The organism is Saccharothrix texasensis (assembly GCF_003752005.1).
GTDB classification, from domain to species: Bacteria; Actinomycetota; Actinomycetes; order Mycobacteriales; family Pseudonocardiaceae; genus Actinosynnema; species Actinosynnema texasense.
The window spans coordinates 5,143,802-5,158,395 of sequence record NZ_RJKM01000001.1 but is presented as its reverse complement, the minus strand read 5'-3'; the positions used below and the strand labels follow the sequence as shown (position 1 = coordinate 5,158,395).

16 protein-coding genes and 1 tRNA gene are annotated in these 14,594 nt (G+C 70.9%); 3 read left to right on the top strand and 14 right to left on the bottom strand.

Annotated elements, in window-relative coordinates; all coding sequences use genetic code 11:
- Positions 1-5: 5 nt before the first annotated feature.
- The 3 genes from EDD40_RS22295 to EDD40_RS22285 form a co-directional block, all read right to left on the bottom strand.
- A complete protein-coding gene (locus EDD40_RS22295; protein WP_123744658.1) occupies positions 6-1,763 on the bottom strand; it encodes a fibronectin type III domain-containing protein in 1,758 nt (585 codons plus the stop codon).
- 9 nt (positions 1,764-1,772) lie between these two features.
- Positions 1,773-2,723: a prephenate dehydrogenase gene (locus tag EDD40_RS22290; RefSeq protein ID WP_123748201.1), complete on the bottom strand. Its 951-nt coding sequence runs from the start codon at positions 2,721-2,723 to the stop codon at positions 1,773-1,775.
- A 187-nt stretch (positions 2,724-2,910) separates the two neighbouring features.
- Entirely contained in the window at positions 2,911-4,146 is a 1,236-nt protein-coding gene (locus tag EDD40_RS22285; RefSeq protein WP_123744657.1) for a M20 metallopeptidase family protein, read from the bottom strand.
- A gap of 89 nt (positions 4,147-4,235) precedes the next feature.
- Here EDD40_RS22285 and EDD40_RS22280 point away from each other — a divergent pair, with 89 nt between their 5' ends.
- From EDD40_RS22280 to EDD40_RS22270, 3 genes are all read left to right on the top strand, one after another.
- Complete coding sequence (locus tag EDD40_RS22280) at positions 4,236-4,724, top strand: tRNA adenosine deaminase-associated protein (RefSeq protein WP_123748200.1); 489 nt, start codon at positions 4,236-4,238, stop codon at positions 4,722-4,724.
- Positions 4,725-4,755: 31 nt separating this feature from the next.
- Positions 4,756-5,190 (top strand): nucleoside deaminase, encoded by a 435-nt coding sequence (locus tag EDD40_RS22275; RefSeq protein WP_123748199.1) that lies wholly within the window; start codon positions 4,756-4,758, stop codon positions 5,188-5,190.
- A gap of 83 nt (positions 5,191-5,273) precedes the next feature.
- Positions 5,274-5,358: transfer RNA gene (locus EDD40_RS22270), tRNA-Ser, on the top strand.
- An 88-nt stretch (positions 5,359-5,446) separates the two neighbouring features.
- Here EDD40_RS22270 and EDD40_RS22265 read toward each other — a convergent pair.
- The 11 genes from EDD40_RS22265 to EDD40_RS41835 all read right to left on the bottom strand — a co-directional run bounded on the left by EDD40_RS22265 (position 5,447) and on the right by EDD40_RS41835 (position 14,450).
- Positions 5,447-6,691, bottom strand: a complete 1,245-nt coding sequence (locus tag EDD40_RS22265) for a tyrosine-type recombinase/integrase (protein WP_123744656.1) — start codon at positions 6,689-6,691, stop codon at positions 5,447-5,449.
- Positions 6,692-6,700: 9 nt separating this feature from the next.
- On the bottom strand, positions 6,701-6,928 hold the full coding sequence (locus EDD40_RS22260; protein WP_123744655.1) for a helix-turn-helix domain-containing protein: 228 nt from the start codon (positions 6,926-6,928) through the stop codon (positions 6,701-6,703).
- A complete protein-coding gene (locus tag EDD40_RS22255) occupies positions 6,925-8,076 on the bottom strand; it encodes a DUF3631 domain-containing protein (protein ID WP_123744654.1) in 1,152 nt (383 codons plus the stop codon). Before EDD40_RS22255 ends, EDD40_RS22260 begins: the two co-directional genes overlap by 4 nt.
- The gene (locus EDD40_RS22250; RefSeq protein ID WP_211348225.1) at positions 8,073-9,038 is read right to left on the bottom strand and encodes a DNA cytosine methyltransferase; all 966 of its coding nucleotides are present in this window, start codon (positions 9,036-9,038) and stop codon (positions 8,073-8,075) included. The genes EDD40_RS22255 and EDD40_RS22250 overlap by 4 nt, the downstream gene beginning before the upstream one ends.
- The gene (locus EDD40_RS22245) at positions 9,035-10,015 is read right to left on the bottom strand and encodes a bifunctional DNA primase/polymerase (RefSeq protein ID WP_123744653.1); all 981 of its coding nucleotides are present in this window, start codon (positions 10,013-10,015) and stop codon (positions 9,035-9,037) included. Before EDD40_RS22245 ends, EDD40_RS22250 begins: the two co-directional genes overlap by 4 nt.
- Positions 10,016-10,047: 32 nt before the next feature.
- On the bottom strand, positions 10,048-10,227 hold the full coding sequence (locus EDD40_RS22240) for a hypothetical protein (protein WP_123744652.1): 180 nt from the start codon (positions 10,225-10,227) through the stop codon (positions 10,048-10,050).
- 255 nt (positions 10,228-10,482) lie between these two features.
- Complete coding sequence (locus EDD40_RS22235; RefSeq protein WP_246037763.1) at positions 10,483-12,603, bottom strand: FtsK/SpoIIIE domain-containing protein; 2,121 nt, start codon at positions 12,601-12,603, stop codon at positions 10,483-10,485.
- A 167-nt stretch (positions 12,604-12,770) separates the two neighbouring features.
- On the bottom strand, positions 12,771-13,643 hold the full coding sequence (locus EDD40_RS22230; protein ID WP_123744650.1) for an ABC transporter permease: 873 nt from the start codon (positions 13,641-13,643) through the stop codon (positions 12,771-12,773).
- The gene (locus tag EDD40_RS22225) at positions 13,640-13,894 is read right to left on the bottom strand and encodes a hypothetical protein (RefSeq protein ID WP_148088880.1); all 255 of its coding nucleotides are present in this window, start codon (positions 13,892-13,894) and stop codon (positions 13,640-13,642) included. The genes EDD40_RS22230 and EDD40_RS22225 overlap by 4 nt, the downstream gene beginning before the upstream one ends.
- 94 nt (positions 13,895-13,988) lie before the next feature.
- On the bottom strand, positions 13,989-14,201 hold the full coding sequence (locus EDD40_RS22220; protein WP_123744648.1) for a hypothetical protein: 213 nt from the start codon (positions 14,199-14,201) through the stop codon (positions 13,989-13,991).
- A gap of 93 nt (positions 14,202-14,294) precedes the next feature.
- Positions 14,295-14,450 carry a hypothetical protein gene (locus EDD40_RS41835; RefSeq protein ID WP_170185164.1) on the bottom strand — a complete coding sequence of 52 codons (156 nt, stop codon included), beginning with the start codon at positions 14,448-14,450 and terminating at the stop codon, positions 14,295-14,297.
- Between the last annotated feature and the right edge of the window lie 144 nt (positions 14,451-14,594).

Genomic DNA, 14,594 nt, shown 5'->3' with positions numbered 1-14,594 from the left:
GGGGGCTACAGCGGGCGGATCTCGAACGGCTGCTGGTACGACTGCACGTCGTGCCGCTCGTCCACTGGGACCACCCGCACGTCCAGCTCGTGCCGGTCGCCGGCCAGCCCGTCGAGGTCGACCAGGAACCCGTGCCGCCCGCCGGCCGAGCCGTTCGTCGGCAGGACCGCGATCCGCTCGCCGTCGAGGTCGACCTCCACGCCTTTGACGGCGGCGACCTCCCGGGCCCGCGTGTCGGCGAGCTCGACGGTCAGCCGCAGCCTGCCCCGGTCCGGTAACCGGTCGGCCGGCTCCCCCGCGGTCTCGTGCACCGCGGACACCGCTGGTGAGGGCACCCGCGGGTCGGGGAGCGGGCGGGTGACGAGCCGGGGGAGCGGGTGGCGCGCGTCCGGCCCGTCGGCGATGACGAGGTGCGCGGCGTAGACGCTGAGGCCGCCGTCGGAACTCACCCTGACCTGGGGGTTCGAGTCGGGCGAGGGCAGCGGGAAGTCGGCGTGGACGACGGCCGGGCGAGCCGGGTCGAGACCTCGGTCGGGCGGCATGAACACGGCCGGCGCGGACCGCGTGCCCAGCTCGACGGTGATCGGCGCGGCCCGTTCGGCCACCACGGACGCGACCACGCGCACCGAGGACGCGCCCGCCAGCTGCGAGTTCGCCACGTTGCCCAGCGACACCCCGCCGGAATCCGTGCCGCTCACCCCGAGCGGCGCCACGGACCCCGGCGCCGGCGTGCCGGGCACCCCGCCCAGCCCGAACGTGTCCAGGTGGGTGCCCCGGGCCTGCCGGAACGCCAAGCGCGCCCGGGCGGACGTCCACGGCAGCTCCACCGGCGCGGACGCCACGTCGACGCCGTCCCGCGACGCCACCACCGAGCCGGGCAGCACGCGCAGCTCCCAGCGGTGGCGGACGCCCGACGTGGGCGGCGGGTAGGTGCCGGACGTCTCGCCGAGCGGGGCGCCGCCCAGCAGGAACCGCGCGCCGAACGGCGTGATGCGCAGGACCAGGACACCGGGCGGGAACGGTTCCTCCAGGTGGCCCAGGTCCTGCACCGGCTCGGGCAGCAGGGCGATCAGCACCGCGCTCTCGTCCGTGAGGTCGCCGACCGGACCGTCGGTGGTGAGCGAGACCCGGGCGACCGCACCGTCCGGGGCGGGCGGGCCGAACCGCAGCGGCACGTTGGACTGGAGGTCGACGCGGTCGCAGTCCACCTCCAGCCGCTCGCCGTTGACCGGGCGCAGGTGGAGGCAGTCGGTGTCGCCCCGGTCGAACACCCGCCACCGGCGCGGGTCGAGCGCTTCCGGGCCGTCGAACAGGTCGAGGGGCACCATCAGGCCGTCGAGCCACGTGTCGTCGTAGGCGAGCCTCGGCACGGCCTTCGCGGTGGCGGGGTCGGACCGGCCGCCCAGCGCGTCCAGCGCCCGCACCTCGACGGTGGTGTCGGCGTTCGCGTCGAGGTCGGTCAACTCCGTCCCGGTGCCGCGGACCAGGCGGGTCTCACCGTTCCAGCGCACCTCGAAGCCGCCGTGGCCGATGCCGTCGGCGGCCGTCCAGGACGCGCGCAGGCTCGTGCGGTCCAACGCGGTCAGCCGCAGGTCGGTGGGCGTCGCCACGCGCTGGGTGTCGGGGACGTACTCGACCCTCTCGTCCAGGAACCGTTCGAACGCCTGGGGACGCGGGGGAGCGGACTCGTCGCGCAGCACCACCACCGCGCCGCCGAGGAGCGCGAGACCCCCTAGGGCGGCGATGAGGCTGCGACGCTCCACCGGTTCACCTTATGGGGTGCGTGCGAGCGCGATCGTGCCGTTCAGGGCGACGACGCGGCCCCCGCGTGCACCGAGGTCGCGCAGGTCGCGCAAGGCGTCGGGCGCGGTGAGGTCGATGGTCAGGTCCGTGCGCACGGCCTGGTCCTGAAGCTTCACGCGTGCCGCGTGACCGGCGTCGATGGTCTTCGCCAGGCCGCCGGTGGAGGCGAGGGAGCCGCGGGCCGCGCCGAGCCGGCCCAACGCGTCGTCCACGGCGTCGAGCAGCGCGCCGCGGTTGCCCTCGCACATCGCGCGGACCAGCTCGGGCCGGCTGCCCGCGACGCGCGTGCCGTCGCCGAACGAGCCGGCGGCCAGGGAGAGCGCGAGCGGCCCGCCGTCCGCGCCGACGCTGGCCAGCACGGCGGCGAGCAGGTGCGGGAGGTGGGAGATGCGGGCCACCGCGGCGTCGTGCGCCAGGGCGGTGGCGGGCACGACGTGCGCCTTCGCCGCGAAGGCCAGCTCCATGACGTCGGTGAGGACGTCCGGGTCGGCGTCGTCCTCGGCGGTGACGACCCAGGCGGCGTCGTGGAAGAGGTCGGCGCGGCCGGCGGACCAGCCGGAGGCGGAGGTGCCCGCCATCGGGTGGCCGCCGACGTACCGGGCGTGCGGCGCGACCCGGCGGACCAGGTCGGCGACCGGGCCCTTGACGCTGACCACGTCGGTGAGCCGGACGCCTTCGGGCAGGGCGCGGAGCACTTCTTCCACAGCCGGCAGCGGAACCGCCACGACCACGAGCGCGTCGTGCTCCCGCGCGCGGTCGAGTGCCCCGGCGAGGTCGAGCACGTCGTGCCCGTCCTGCCCGGCCGCCTCCGCGTCGGCGGTCGAAGCGGTCGCGCCCCAGGTCACGCGCCCCGCGGCCGCCGCCGCGCGCAACACCGAACCACCGATCAACCCGAGCCCGACCACGCAGACGCTTCGCACGGCGCCCATCCTGCCGGCGCGGACCGGCACCCCCCTACTCGTCCACAGGACAGGAGTTGTCCACAGCTCCCGGACGACCCCTCGCCCCACCCCGCCCCAGACGGCAGGGTCGAGGCCATGAACACCACAGCCCCGACCCCGCCTCGATCCCGACTTCGGCTCGCCGCAGGGAGTCCCGCTGCCCGCCTTACCGCAGGGCGTCCAGCGCGAACGCGGTGTAGACCACCACTCCGTGCTCCATCGCGGCTTCGTCGAAGAGCACCCGGCTCGAGTGGTTCGGCTCCGCCCGGTCCAGCTCGACCCCGCGCGGGCAGGCGCCCAGGAAGGCCATCGCACCCGGCACCCGCTGCAGCACGTACGAGAAGTCCTCGGCGCCCATCAGCGGGTCCTCCATGTGGGTCGCCCACCGCGAACCGAGGGCCGCCCCGGTGATGTCGACGACGTGCGGGCCGACCACGTCGTCGTTCACCGTGACCGGGTAGCCGGGGACGACCTCGACCTCGGCCGTGCAGCCGTGCGCGGCGGCCACGTGCGTGACGACCTGCTGGAACTCGCGGTGCACCAGGGCCCTGGTGTTCTCCGAGAGCGTCCGGATGGTGCCCTCGACCAGGGCGGTCTCCGGGATGATGTTGGTCGTCGTGCCGGCGGAGATGCGGCCGATGGTGACCACGGCCGGTTGGTGCACGCTCACCCGCCTGGCGACCATCGTCTGCAGCGCGCCGACCATGGCGGCGGCGGCCGGCACGGGGTCGAGCGCGTCGTGCGGCATGCCGCCGTGCCCGCCCCGGCCCTTGACGGTGATGTGGAAGGTGTCCGCCGAGGCCATCGTCGGCCCGGGGCGGCAGACGACGACGCCCGACTGGAGCGTGGAGGTGATGTGCAGGGCGAACGCCTTCTCCACCGGTGTGCCCGCCGCGTCGAGCACGCCCTCGTCGAGCATGTGCCGCGCGCCGTGCTGGCCCTCCTCGCCGGGCTGGAACATGAACACGACCTGACCGGCCAGCGCGTCGCGGCGTGAGGAGAGCAGCCGTGCGGCGGAGGCCAGCATGGCGACGTGCGTGTCGTGGCCGCAGGCGTGCATGGAGCCGTCGATCTCGGAGGCGTACGCCAGGCCCGTCTCCTCCTGCAACGGCAGCGCGTCCATGTCGCCGCGCAGCAGGACGGTCGGTCCCGGCTTGTCGCCGCGCAGCACCGCGGTGACCGAGCTGCTGGACCCGCCGGTGGTCACCTCGAGCGGCAGGCCGGACAGCGCGTGCTGGATCGCGGCCTGGGTCGCGGGCAGGTCCAAGCCCTGCTCCGGGTGCCGGTGCACCTGCCGTCGCAACGCCACTGTCCTGGGCTGGAGCGCTCGGGCGGCTTCCACCAGCCCGGTGAACCGGGGCTCGGAGGCGGTCGTCCTGGCGGTCGGCAGAGTTGTGCTCATCCCTCGATAGTGGCATCGCTCGGCCCCCCGTGCCCGCGGCCGAGGCCCCCGTGCTACCGGGTGCCGAGGTGTGGCCCTACGGTGTGCACATGGCACACCAGGAGCCGGTCAACGGCTTCGCTGTCGCGGTCGTTCGTGAAGACGGCCGATGGCGGTGCAGCAAGATGGACAGCTCGGCGTTGTCCGAGCTCGACGCGGCGATCACGGAACTGCGCCAACTGCGTTCGACGGGTGCCGTGTTCGGGCTGCTGGCGGTGGACGACGAGTTCTTCATCGTCCTGCGGCCGGTGCCCGGCGGGGTGTCCCTCCTGCTGTCCGACGCGGCGGCCGCGCTCGACTACGACATCGCCGCCGACGTCCTCGACCTGCTCCGCGTCGACCCGCCGGACGAGGAGGACGACGAGCTCTGGCCCGAGGGCGACCTGGCCGTGCTCGCCGACCTCGGCATGCCGCAGCACGAGATGCAGGTGGTCGTGGACGAGGTCGACCTGTACCCGGACGAGCAGCTGCAGATGGTCGCGCAGCGCTGCGGGTTCGGCGACGAGTTCACCAAGCTGCTGGACAGCCTCCAGGCGTGACCGGGTGATCAGCCAGGCGTCCGACGAGGCGATGGTCGAAGCCGCCCTGGAGGTCGCCGCCGAGGCGCCCAGGACGGGCGACATCCCGATCGGCGCGATCGTCTACGGCCCGGACGGCGCCGAGCTGGCCCGCGCCTGCAACGCCCGCGAGGCCCTGGGCGACCCGACCGCGCACGCCGAGGTCCTGGCCCTCCGCGCCGCCGCCGCAGCCTACGGCGACGGCTGGCGCCTGACCGGCTGCACCCTGGCGGTCACCGTCGAGCCGTGCACGATGTGCGCCGGCGCCCTGGTCCTGGCGAGGGTCGACCGGGTCGTCTTCGGCTGCTGGGAACCCCGGACCGGCGCCGCCGGCTCCCTGTGGGACGTGGTCCGCGACCGCCGCCTCAACCACCGCCCCGAAGTGGTCGGCGGCGTCCTGGCCGACCGCTGCGCCGCCCTGATGGAGTCGTTCTTCGCGGACCTCTGACCTCCGCACCGCCCTGACCAGCCAAGATTCCACTGCCCACCCCCCGTTGGGCTGACCCGGGTCGGTCTTGTATTGTTCTCGGCGGTGGCGTGTCCGAGCGGCCGAAGGAGCACGCCTCGAAAGCGTGTGAGGTGAAAGCCTCCGTGGGTTCAAATCCCACCGCCACCGCAGGTCAAAGGGCCGGGCACCTCACCAGGTGCCCGGCCCTTTGCCATGTCGTCTCAGTCTTCGTCTCAGTTGTGCTCTCTAGGCCCGTTCAGGCGGCGTCTGCGTCGTCCCCGGCCCCTTCTGTCGGGGACGGCCTCCAGAGCAGCCCACCGACCCGCTGAGCCACGTCACGGCGGATCGCTGAGGTGATGTGCTGGTACCGCGCGGCCATCGCTGTGTTCGACCAGCCCATGATCCCCATGACGGTCCGTTCGGCCACTCCGAGCAGCAGCAGCACCGTGGCGGCGGTGTGTCGGGCGTCGTGCAGCCTGCCGTCCGGCACCTTGGCGCGTTCCAACAGCCGCTTCCACTCGGTGTAGTCCGTACGCGGGTTGAGCGGTCCACCGGTCGGCGTGGTGAACACGTAACCGCTGTCCACCCACAGTTGAGCTGCCTTGACCCGTTCCCGTTCCTGCTCGGCGGCGTGCAGCTTTAGCAGTTTCACCAGTTCGTCCGGTAGGCCGATTCCGCGCTTGCCGGCCTTCGACTTCGTCCCTGCTGTCTCCGTCCGCAACGGCACTCGGTTCGGACAGTGCCCACCGAACTTCCGGCCGCATGGCTCGATGCACCCGTGCTTCCACCGGGGGCGCAGCCGACTGCGCCGCACCAGCAGCGTTCCAGCCTCCAAATCGACGTCAGCCCACCGCAGTCCCAGTGCCTCACCCTGCCGCAGGCCAAGGGCAAGCGCGATTGCCCACCGGGCGCTGTTGCGCTTCTGCTGCGCGGTCTCCAGCAGGTTCTTTACCTGCTCGACCGAGTACGGTTCGACCTCCGTTTCCTCGATCTTCGGCGCACGGGCGAGCAACGCCGGATTCTCCGTAATGTGCCTGCGACGAACCGCGACGTTCAAAGCAGCTCGAACAGTGCGGTGAGCTTGATGGGCTGTGGCGGCCGATGCGCCTTCCCGCATCATCTTCCGGTAAAGCTTTTCGAGGTGTTCGGGTTCCAACTTGGTCAACCGATGCGCGCCGATGCCGGGAGCCAAGTGGACGCGAACTGCGACTTCGTACGCGCTGAACGCGTTCTCCGTAACTACGGGTGGGGCAATGATGTTGTCTAGCCAGTGCTGTAGCCACTGCTCGACGGTCCACACCTTGCCGGTCTTGCGGACCTTCCCGGCGTCGCGTTCCTGTTCGAGCTTGCGTACCTTGTCGGCGACTTCGGGTCGTGTCTTGGCCTGCACGTGGCGGCGGTCGGGTTTGCCGTTGTCCTTCACGCCGACGGTGACGCGGCCGTGCCAGTAGCCGTCGCTGCCGGGATAGATAGTGGATTCTCCGTTCGACCTGCGTCCCACTGTCGCTCCCTACGCGGCTTCCGGGTTGTTCGTGTGCTGTGCGGTGAGACGTTCGACGTAGCGGATCAGCGCGGCCACGGGGACGCGGTGCAGTTTGCCGATGTGGACCGATTCGATCTGGCCGGAGTTGACGAGTTCGTACATGAGCGTGCGGCCGATGTTGAGCCGCTTCGCCGCGTCTTTGATGGACAACAAGAGATCGTCGGCGTTGTTGAGCGGGGTCACGTTCCCGGTCACGCGGCACCTCCGGCGTATTCCGTGGGCAAGGGCGTCACGACGCTGAGTCGCGCCGGTTTGTCGTCGGTCCGGTCCTCGGTGGTGTCGACTGCGGGGCAATAGCGCGACCAGGCGTCGGCGAACGCGTCGCGGTGGTAGCCCTTGACCTGGATGCCGTCGGGGAATCGGATGTTGGCTGAGGTGATGCGGTATTCCCGCAGCATCGCTCCCAGCTTGTGCGCGGTGAGTCCGCTCGGACCGTGAGCGCGCCAGGGCGCTTCCGGGTCGGCATTGAGGCGGGCGAGCAATTGGGCGGTGGGCAGGGCGGTGACGTCGGTGAAGATGGCGCGGCAGTCGGCGAGCAGCCGCACGCCGGGGGTGGCGTCGCCGTCGTCGTTGGCTTCGGCGGTGAGGGCGAGTACAGCGGTGCGGGCGCGGGTGGGCCAGGTGCCCCCGGCGTGGTCGGCTACGGCGATGAGGGGTTCCCAGGTATCGGCGGCGCGGTCTTCCACAGGCATGGTCGGTTCGGCGTTCTCCAGAATGTGCAGGTCGGCGCGTAGCCAGCGCGCGAGGTGTTCGGCGAGCTGGCGTAGCGCGGGGCGGTCGCGGCGGTGGCGATAGGGAGCTGCCTGCTCACCGGGGGCGCGGCGGCGCATCCGGATGACTACGGCACGGTCTTCGATGGTGTCGGGCATCGCGCCGATTCCGGCAAGCGCGGCCATGGCGAACGTGGGGATGGATTCCACGGTGTTGGTGGCGGCGTCGTAGCGCTTGGCGGGCCGGTTGCGTTGGTGTCCGGCGTTGAGCAGTCCGCGCAGGTCTTCGTTGCCCTCGGCCTTCGGCCCGAAGATCGTGTCCGCCTCGTCTACCAGCATGGTCGGCGGGTCGTCGCTGATCGACCGGTAGACAGCCGCCGGTGACGAGTTGACCGTGATGAACGGGTCGTGACACGTCGCTTCGACCACGTCGAGCAGACGGGACTTGCCGCACCGCTTCTCCGGTCCTCGGATCACCAGCCGGGGCGCGTGCGCCCAGGCCGGTTGAGCATGGCTGGCGGCAATCCACAACACCACGGCGTCGGCGGCTGCCGGGGTGGGCAGCACAACGTAGCGGGTCAACGCGGTGTGAAGCTTGTCGAGCAACACGGCACCTGGCGTTTCGGCGGTCATGCGGCGTCCTTCTTGGTCCGTGCGCGGTAGGCGGCTTGTCGGCAGGCGTGAGAGCAGTGGCGTGGCCATCTGCCGGTGGTCGGGCGGGCGAGCGGTTTGCCGCAGTGGCAGGTGCGAGTGGTGACGGAACCCCTGAGCTCGCCGGGTTGGTCGGGGGTTGACCGCGGGGGATGCGTCACTGCCGCGGGGGATGCGTCACCCGGTGACGGTTCCCGCCGGTGTGTTGCGTCAGCGGGTGACGTTTGCGCCCTGGTCGCTTGCGTCACCGGCCTGTGGTGGCGGGCGTGGCCGATGAGCTGAGTGCCGATCCAGAACGTGTAGGCGGGTGGGATGGCTTGGGTGAGGTTGGGCCAGGGCATCCAGTCGATCCCCATGGCGGCTCGGGCTGCCTCGGTCGGGGTGCCGGGTGACGTTTCCGTGTCGAAGTCGACCGGGTTTCGTGACGCTTCCCAGCCGGCTGGGTTTCGTGTTCCGCGTTGGCCGTAGGAGCCGTAGACGGGGACGGCGGGTGTGCTGCGGTCGTGGTGGCAGCGTGTGCCGTGCAGGTCGAGGTTGGACTCGAACAGGCGGTGACGGCGCACGCCGAGTCGCAGCGTGTCGCCGCAGATGGTGATGGGGTTGTGCAGGGGTGCTCCGGGGACGTTCTCGATGACGTATCCCCAGATCAGCCCATCGGCGACCGCGTCACGAAGTCGTTGGCGGATGGGGTCGACAAGGTCGGGGTGGTCGTCGCGGCGACTGGTCGGGGTGGCGGTCGAGTAGCGCTGGCACGGCGGGGAGGCGGCCACCACGTCATAGCCGGACAGATCGACGGTGAGGGCGTCGGCCTGGATGAACGGGAACGGGTAGTACGGCTGCGGCGCGATGTCCACGCCGGTCACGTCGAACCCCGCCGCGTGATAACCGGCGGACGCTCCACCGGCACAGCAGAACAGGTCGAGCAGACGCGGGCGGGGGCTCATGCGGCACCCCGTGTGGCCGGTGCGGTCGGGTTACCGGGTCGGCTGGGACGTTGGGTGCTGGCTCCGGCCCGTAGTCCGTCGCTGATAGTGCGGCGGACCTTGGCTTCGGTGCAGTCACAGCCGGGGCCGATCATGTGGGCCGCTGCGGTGAGCAGGTGGTGTTCTGCTGTAGTCGAGGAGAGATTGCCCTCCCCGACGTGACGGCCCAGCGCGACGGCTGCGATGAACAAGGTCTTGCTGTGCTTGCCTCGTTGGGCCGCTGCGACCCTGTCGTACTCCGCCCGGACTGCGGCGTCCACGTAGGCGTCGAGCCGCCGTGTGGGCAACACAACGGGCGCTGAGACGGCCGTACGCGGCTTGGGGGACAGTGCCTGGACTAACCAGCCCAGGGCGTCGGACGGTTCGCGGTCGTCGGTGGCCGTGTAGGTGCCGTCCGGGGTCCTCGATCCGGGGCCGACGACGTAGCCACCGGTCGCGCGGGTGTCGACCAGCGGTCCGAGGGCGTCCTGGGTGTTGCGCAGCTCCACACCGGACGGGGCGTGGAAGTAGAGGTGTTCACCGCCGCGCGGGGTGGCCACGGCGCGGGTGTCGAACACCTGCTCGACCGGCTGCCCGGTGCGCACGCAGAGCTCGGCGAGCACGTCGCGACCCCACTCGATCCCCTGTCGACTACAGCCGTCCTTGTCCTGTGCGGCGGGTGACTTCGGCGTGTCGAGGTCGACCACAAGCAGCCCGGACGGCCCGGTGGCGATACCGATGTTGAACGGCCCTGCCGACCAGCAGCGTTCGATGACGGCGCGGTCGGTGGTGGCGCGCTGTTCCCAGCCGACGTGACCGGTGGAGCAGACCCCGTTGCGGGGGCAGGACTTCACGCCGTGCAGTGCGGGGATCTTGGTGCCGGGACGCAGCGGGAAGACGTGGAACCCCATCGCTGCGGCGGCCAGGGCGTGGCGCAACAGTGTGTCTTGAAAGGACATGGCTGTCTCCTGTGGATGCCGGTGGCCGTTGGTCAGCGGTGGCGCTTGTCGTAGGTCCAGCCGGAGCGCCTGAAGCAGGCAGGGCACAGCGGCGCGCCTTCGCGTGCGCCTTGGATGCGCACCCCGCACAGCGACTTGGGGTTGTTGGTCAGGCCGACGGTGAAAGCGAGAACGGAGAGGTCTCCGGCGATGTGCATGACACGGTCGCTCATAACGAGCCTTTCGTGACTCAGAGTGACGATGTGAGAGTGTGGGGAGTCGGCACGGTCACCCGTGCTGGGTGCCGCGCTGCGCCAGGGGAGGGAAGGGGATGAGTGGGTCGAAGACCCTCGTTCCGAGCTGTTCGCGCTGGTCAGCGGAACGCGCAGTTGATCTTCCCTGGCGGGCGGTCTGTGCTGGTCAGGTCAGGGGAGAGGAGGCAGGGAAGCGGGTAGGGAAACTTCCCTGTCTCCCTGCCGGTCCCCTGGCTAGATCCCTGCCGTTACGGCCGGTCCGGTGTCGTCGTCGGACTCCGCCGGTTCGTCACGTTCGGTGATGGCCGTGGCGACGTCCTCGGCGCGGACGACGCTGTTGCCGTCCGACTTGCGCACGGGCACTCTGGCGGTGTCCAGGGCGGCCTTGAGGTCCTGGAACGTCCAGTCGCCGTACTCGCCGTGGTTGTGCTCGACCAGCCGCCGCAGCAGCACGGCGGTCCGGACGCGCTTGTCGTCGCCGATCACGGCGGCCATGTCGGCCAGGTGGTCGACCTCGTCCGGCGTGGTGTCGGTGGTGTGGTCGGCGACGGTGCGTCCGGTCTCCTCGATCAGCCGCAGGGCGCGGGCGATGACCGGGGTCACCTCGTCGCGGCCGTCCTCGAACGGCACGTAGAACGTCCTGACCAGCTCGAACACGTTGTCGGTGATGCCCACGGCGACGCAGGTGCCCCGGTCGGTCTTCATGCGCAGGTCGGTGGCGCGGATACCGGCCTTGTACTTGCCCGCGCCGAGCAGGCCGTCATTAGCCACGTGGTCGGCGACCGCGAACGCCACACCGCAGGACACGTTGCGGGTGACCTCGCGCGGGATGGACTCCTTGGTCGGTGACTGGGTGGCCAGCACGAGCACGATGCCGTACTTGCGGCCGCGCTTGATCAGGCGCACCGCCAGCTCTGCGGCCTCCGCGCCGTAGGTCTTGTGCTGGAACAGCTCGTGCACCTCGTCAATGGCCAGCACGAGCAGGTGCAGGCCCAACCCCGGCTTGTCGGCGAGCTTGCGGGAGGTCTTGGGCGGCTTGCCGGGCTGCTCACCCAGCACCTTCCCGCGACGCTCCATCTCCGCCAACGCGTCCCGCAGGGCCTGCAACGCCTGCTCAGCCACGGTGTCGTCCATGCCCATGGCGTAGCGGGACAGACGCGGCCGGAACGGCTCGAAGTCCGGAGACTCGCCCATCACGAACGTCCACAACTCGACCGTCGGGTCCAGCGACGCGCCCAGCAGCAACGTGCGCATCGCGGCCGACTTGCCCTGACCGGGACGCCCGCCGATCAGCCAGTTCGACTCGAACAGCATGGCGTTGATGACCGTGCCCCGCTGCGTCAGTCCGAACGGGACACCCTCGAACACGTCCACCGACCCGTCCGCCAGCAACGGCCACTCACCGGCACCACCGGCGAGCTTGCCCTTGTCGGCCACCCACAGGTCCAACACGCCGTCCTCATCACCCTTGGTCGGCCACGTCTCCAGGCTGGACCTACCCAGGTTGGCGGCGAGCTTGCCGCGCTGCGCCGCCACCATGTCGGCGGTGACACCCATCGGAAGCTTGATCTGTGCGTAGGTGCCGTCACCGTCCACACGGGCCGGAACGGTGTAGGTGAGCTGACCGCCGTCCTTGAAGAACTTCGCCAACGGCCCGATCCCGAGGTGCGCCAGAGCGGCCGTGATCATGCGCTCATCGATCCACGAGTCGGCGTCGTCACGGTCCGGGCGGACCAGGAAACCGGCGCCGGGGGTCTTGTCGCGGCCCTCGAACACCGACGCGACCAGCACGCCGACCGGGAACGCCACGAGCAGCACGGTGAGCAGCCAGCGCAGGACGTTGCCGATGACGTCCAGCACGCCGTAGACCTCGGCCAGCCACGTCCACATCTCGTGCCGTTCCAGCAGCGCGTTCACGGTGACCAGCACCGCCGCGACCGGCCCGACCGCCGCTCCGGTGACGGCCGCGCGGCGCACCACGGCCGCCAGCCGTGCCCAGCGGGCGCGGGCGTCGTCGCGGATCATCTGCTGAGCCGTCCGCCGCGCTTCGGCGTCACCGGCCAGTCGGGCGTTGCGCACGTCGCTGCGCAGGTCTGCGTAGGTCAGCCAGTTCCAGCCCTTGACCGCCCACCGCCAGTGCCCGCGCACCGAGTAGCCCAGCAGGGTGGCCACGTCGCGCGGGGCGTGGCGCAGCCGATAGGAGGTCACGGCCTTCAACCGCGCGGTCCGGTCGGACTCCGCGATGACCCGCACCACCCGACCAGCGGCGGCGGCGGAACGCTGCAACGCCTGACGGGCAAGCCGCCGGTCGACTTCGGCGGACTGCTCGGGCGTCAGCACCTGGCCGTCGAACACCTTCGGCTCGACCGCGAGTGACGGATGCCCCGCGGCAGGTGACGCATCCCCCGCGGCCTCTGGTGACGATTGCCTCCCGGGCGCATCCGTCACCGTGTCGGTGACCGGGCGCAGGTGACGGACGTTGTCGGGCTGCTCGTGCGGGTCGGGGGTACCGAGTGCGGTGCTCATCGCTGCGCCTCCTCGGAGTCGGCGTGCAGGAGGTGGGTGAGGGCGGCGGCGCAGCCCAGCACCACCACGGGCAGGCAGGACACGAAGGTGGTGATCCACCACGGCGCGGCCGTCATGCCCGCTGCGGTCATCAGGTGGTAGGCGACCTGTCCGGCCGCGCCCAGCGCGAGAGCGCCGATGGTCGACCACTTCGCGAACCGCCGGGCCTGAGCGGACCGGGTCGCACCCGACAGCCAGACCCGCAGGGCGTACGCCGCGTAGGCCTCGACACCGATCGGCAGGGTGATCGCCGAGTCGATGGTGAAGTCGTCGGCGATACCGGGCAAGAGCGCGATCTCACCGAACCCGGTGAGCTTGCCCAGACCCACCCAGCCGCCCCAGATGGCCACGAACGCACCCGCCGCGATCAGCAGCAGTGCCCACGGCCGGGACCGCTTACCCTGCCTGCGCCCGCTCTCCGCCGGAGCGTCGGGCGTCGGCGCGGTGGTGTCGACCGGCACGGGGTCGGGCGACGGCTCCGGGTCCGCGACCGGGGTGACCTCGGCGGACGGCTCGGCGACCGGCGCGGCCTGATCGGTGCCCGTGTCCGTCTGGACGGTCGGGGCGTCGGCGGGTTCGTCGGTGGCGCGGTTGTCGACCGCGTGCAGGTGACGGGTCTGCGCCGGGTGCACCGAAGCGGGCGTGGTGTCGGCGGTGTCGGGGGTGAAGCCGGTGGCCTTGAGCGCGTCCAAGGCGGCGTTGGCCTTGGGCGCACCCACCTTGCAGGCCTTCATAACCTGGTTGCGGGACGGCATCGCACCCAGCTCCAAGGCCAGGGAGCGGACCCGCTCGGTGAGCGCGTCGACCGGGGTCGGGTAGGCGCTGGTCATCGCCGGAACCCCTTCCGGTCGAACGTGCCGACGTGACCGGGCACGGCGTTGCGGGAGGTGCGGACGCGGTGGAGCACGGCCGCGATCAGCAGCGCGGGCAGCGCGAACGCGACGAGCTGCACGGTGGCGTCGTCGGAGTGCGTCACGGCGATCCACTGCACCACGCCGATGCACCCGGCGGTCAGCAGCACCTTCCACAGCAGGATTGCGGCGACAGCCGCGAGAAGAACGAGCACGATCGTGGGGGACACTGAACAGGCTCCGTTCGGTCTTGAGATCGGACGGTGGGTGAACCCGGACCAGCGGGTTGGTTCTTGGCGGTTCCTGGCCGCTGGTCCGGGGTTGTCAGTAGCTGCCGGTGAGCTGGACGTTCGCGCCGCAGGTGTGCGTGGTGGTGGCGACGGCGGTGCCCATCTCGCCCAACACGGTGGTCACGGTGGCGGTGCCGGTCAGGTGGTCACCGCACGAGCAGCGGCCGGTGAGCTCGACGGCGCGGGTGTACTTGCCGACGCTGCCGCTGGTCAAGGCGGCGGTCTTGGACTTGGCGGACCAACGCATGACAGAGATCTCCTAAGACAAGTCGGGTGCAGGGGAATGTGGGAACGAGAAGGTCAGGCGGCGGTCTGGTACCGGGCTGCTTGAGTCGCCCGGTTACTGCGGGACGCCGTCGACGTAAGTGCCGCCGTTGGTGTCGCACTTCTCCGTCTTGCCGGACCGAGGGTTCTCGTGCTCTTCGTGGTAGGTGCCGAAGTCGCTGTCCCAGCTGAACTTCCCGCACACGGAGCACTTCTTCTCGGTGAGTACCATCGGTGATCTCTCCTCATGGTGGTGGGGTCGGCCTACTTCTTCTGATCGCGCGTCATCGGCGCGCGGGGTCTTACGGGTTTCCTCTGCCGAAGTTGAGGCCTCCGGCCTGGGCTAAGTCCAGTGCGTGAGGGAAAGCGAGAGCGG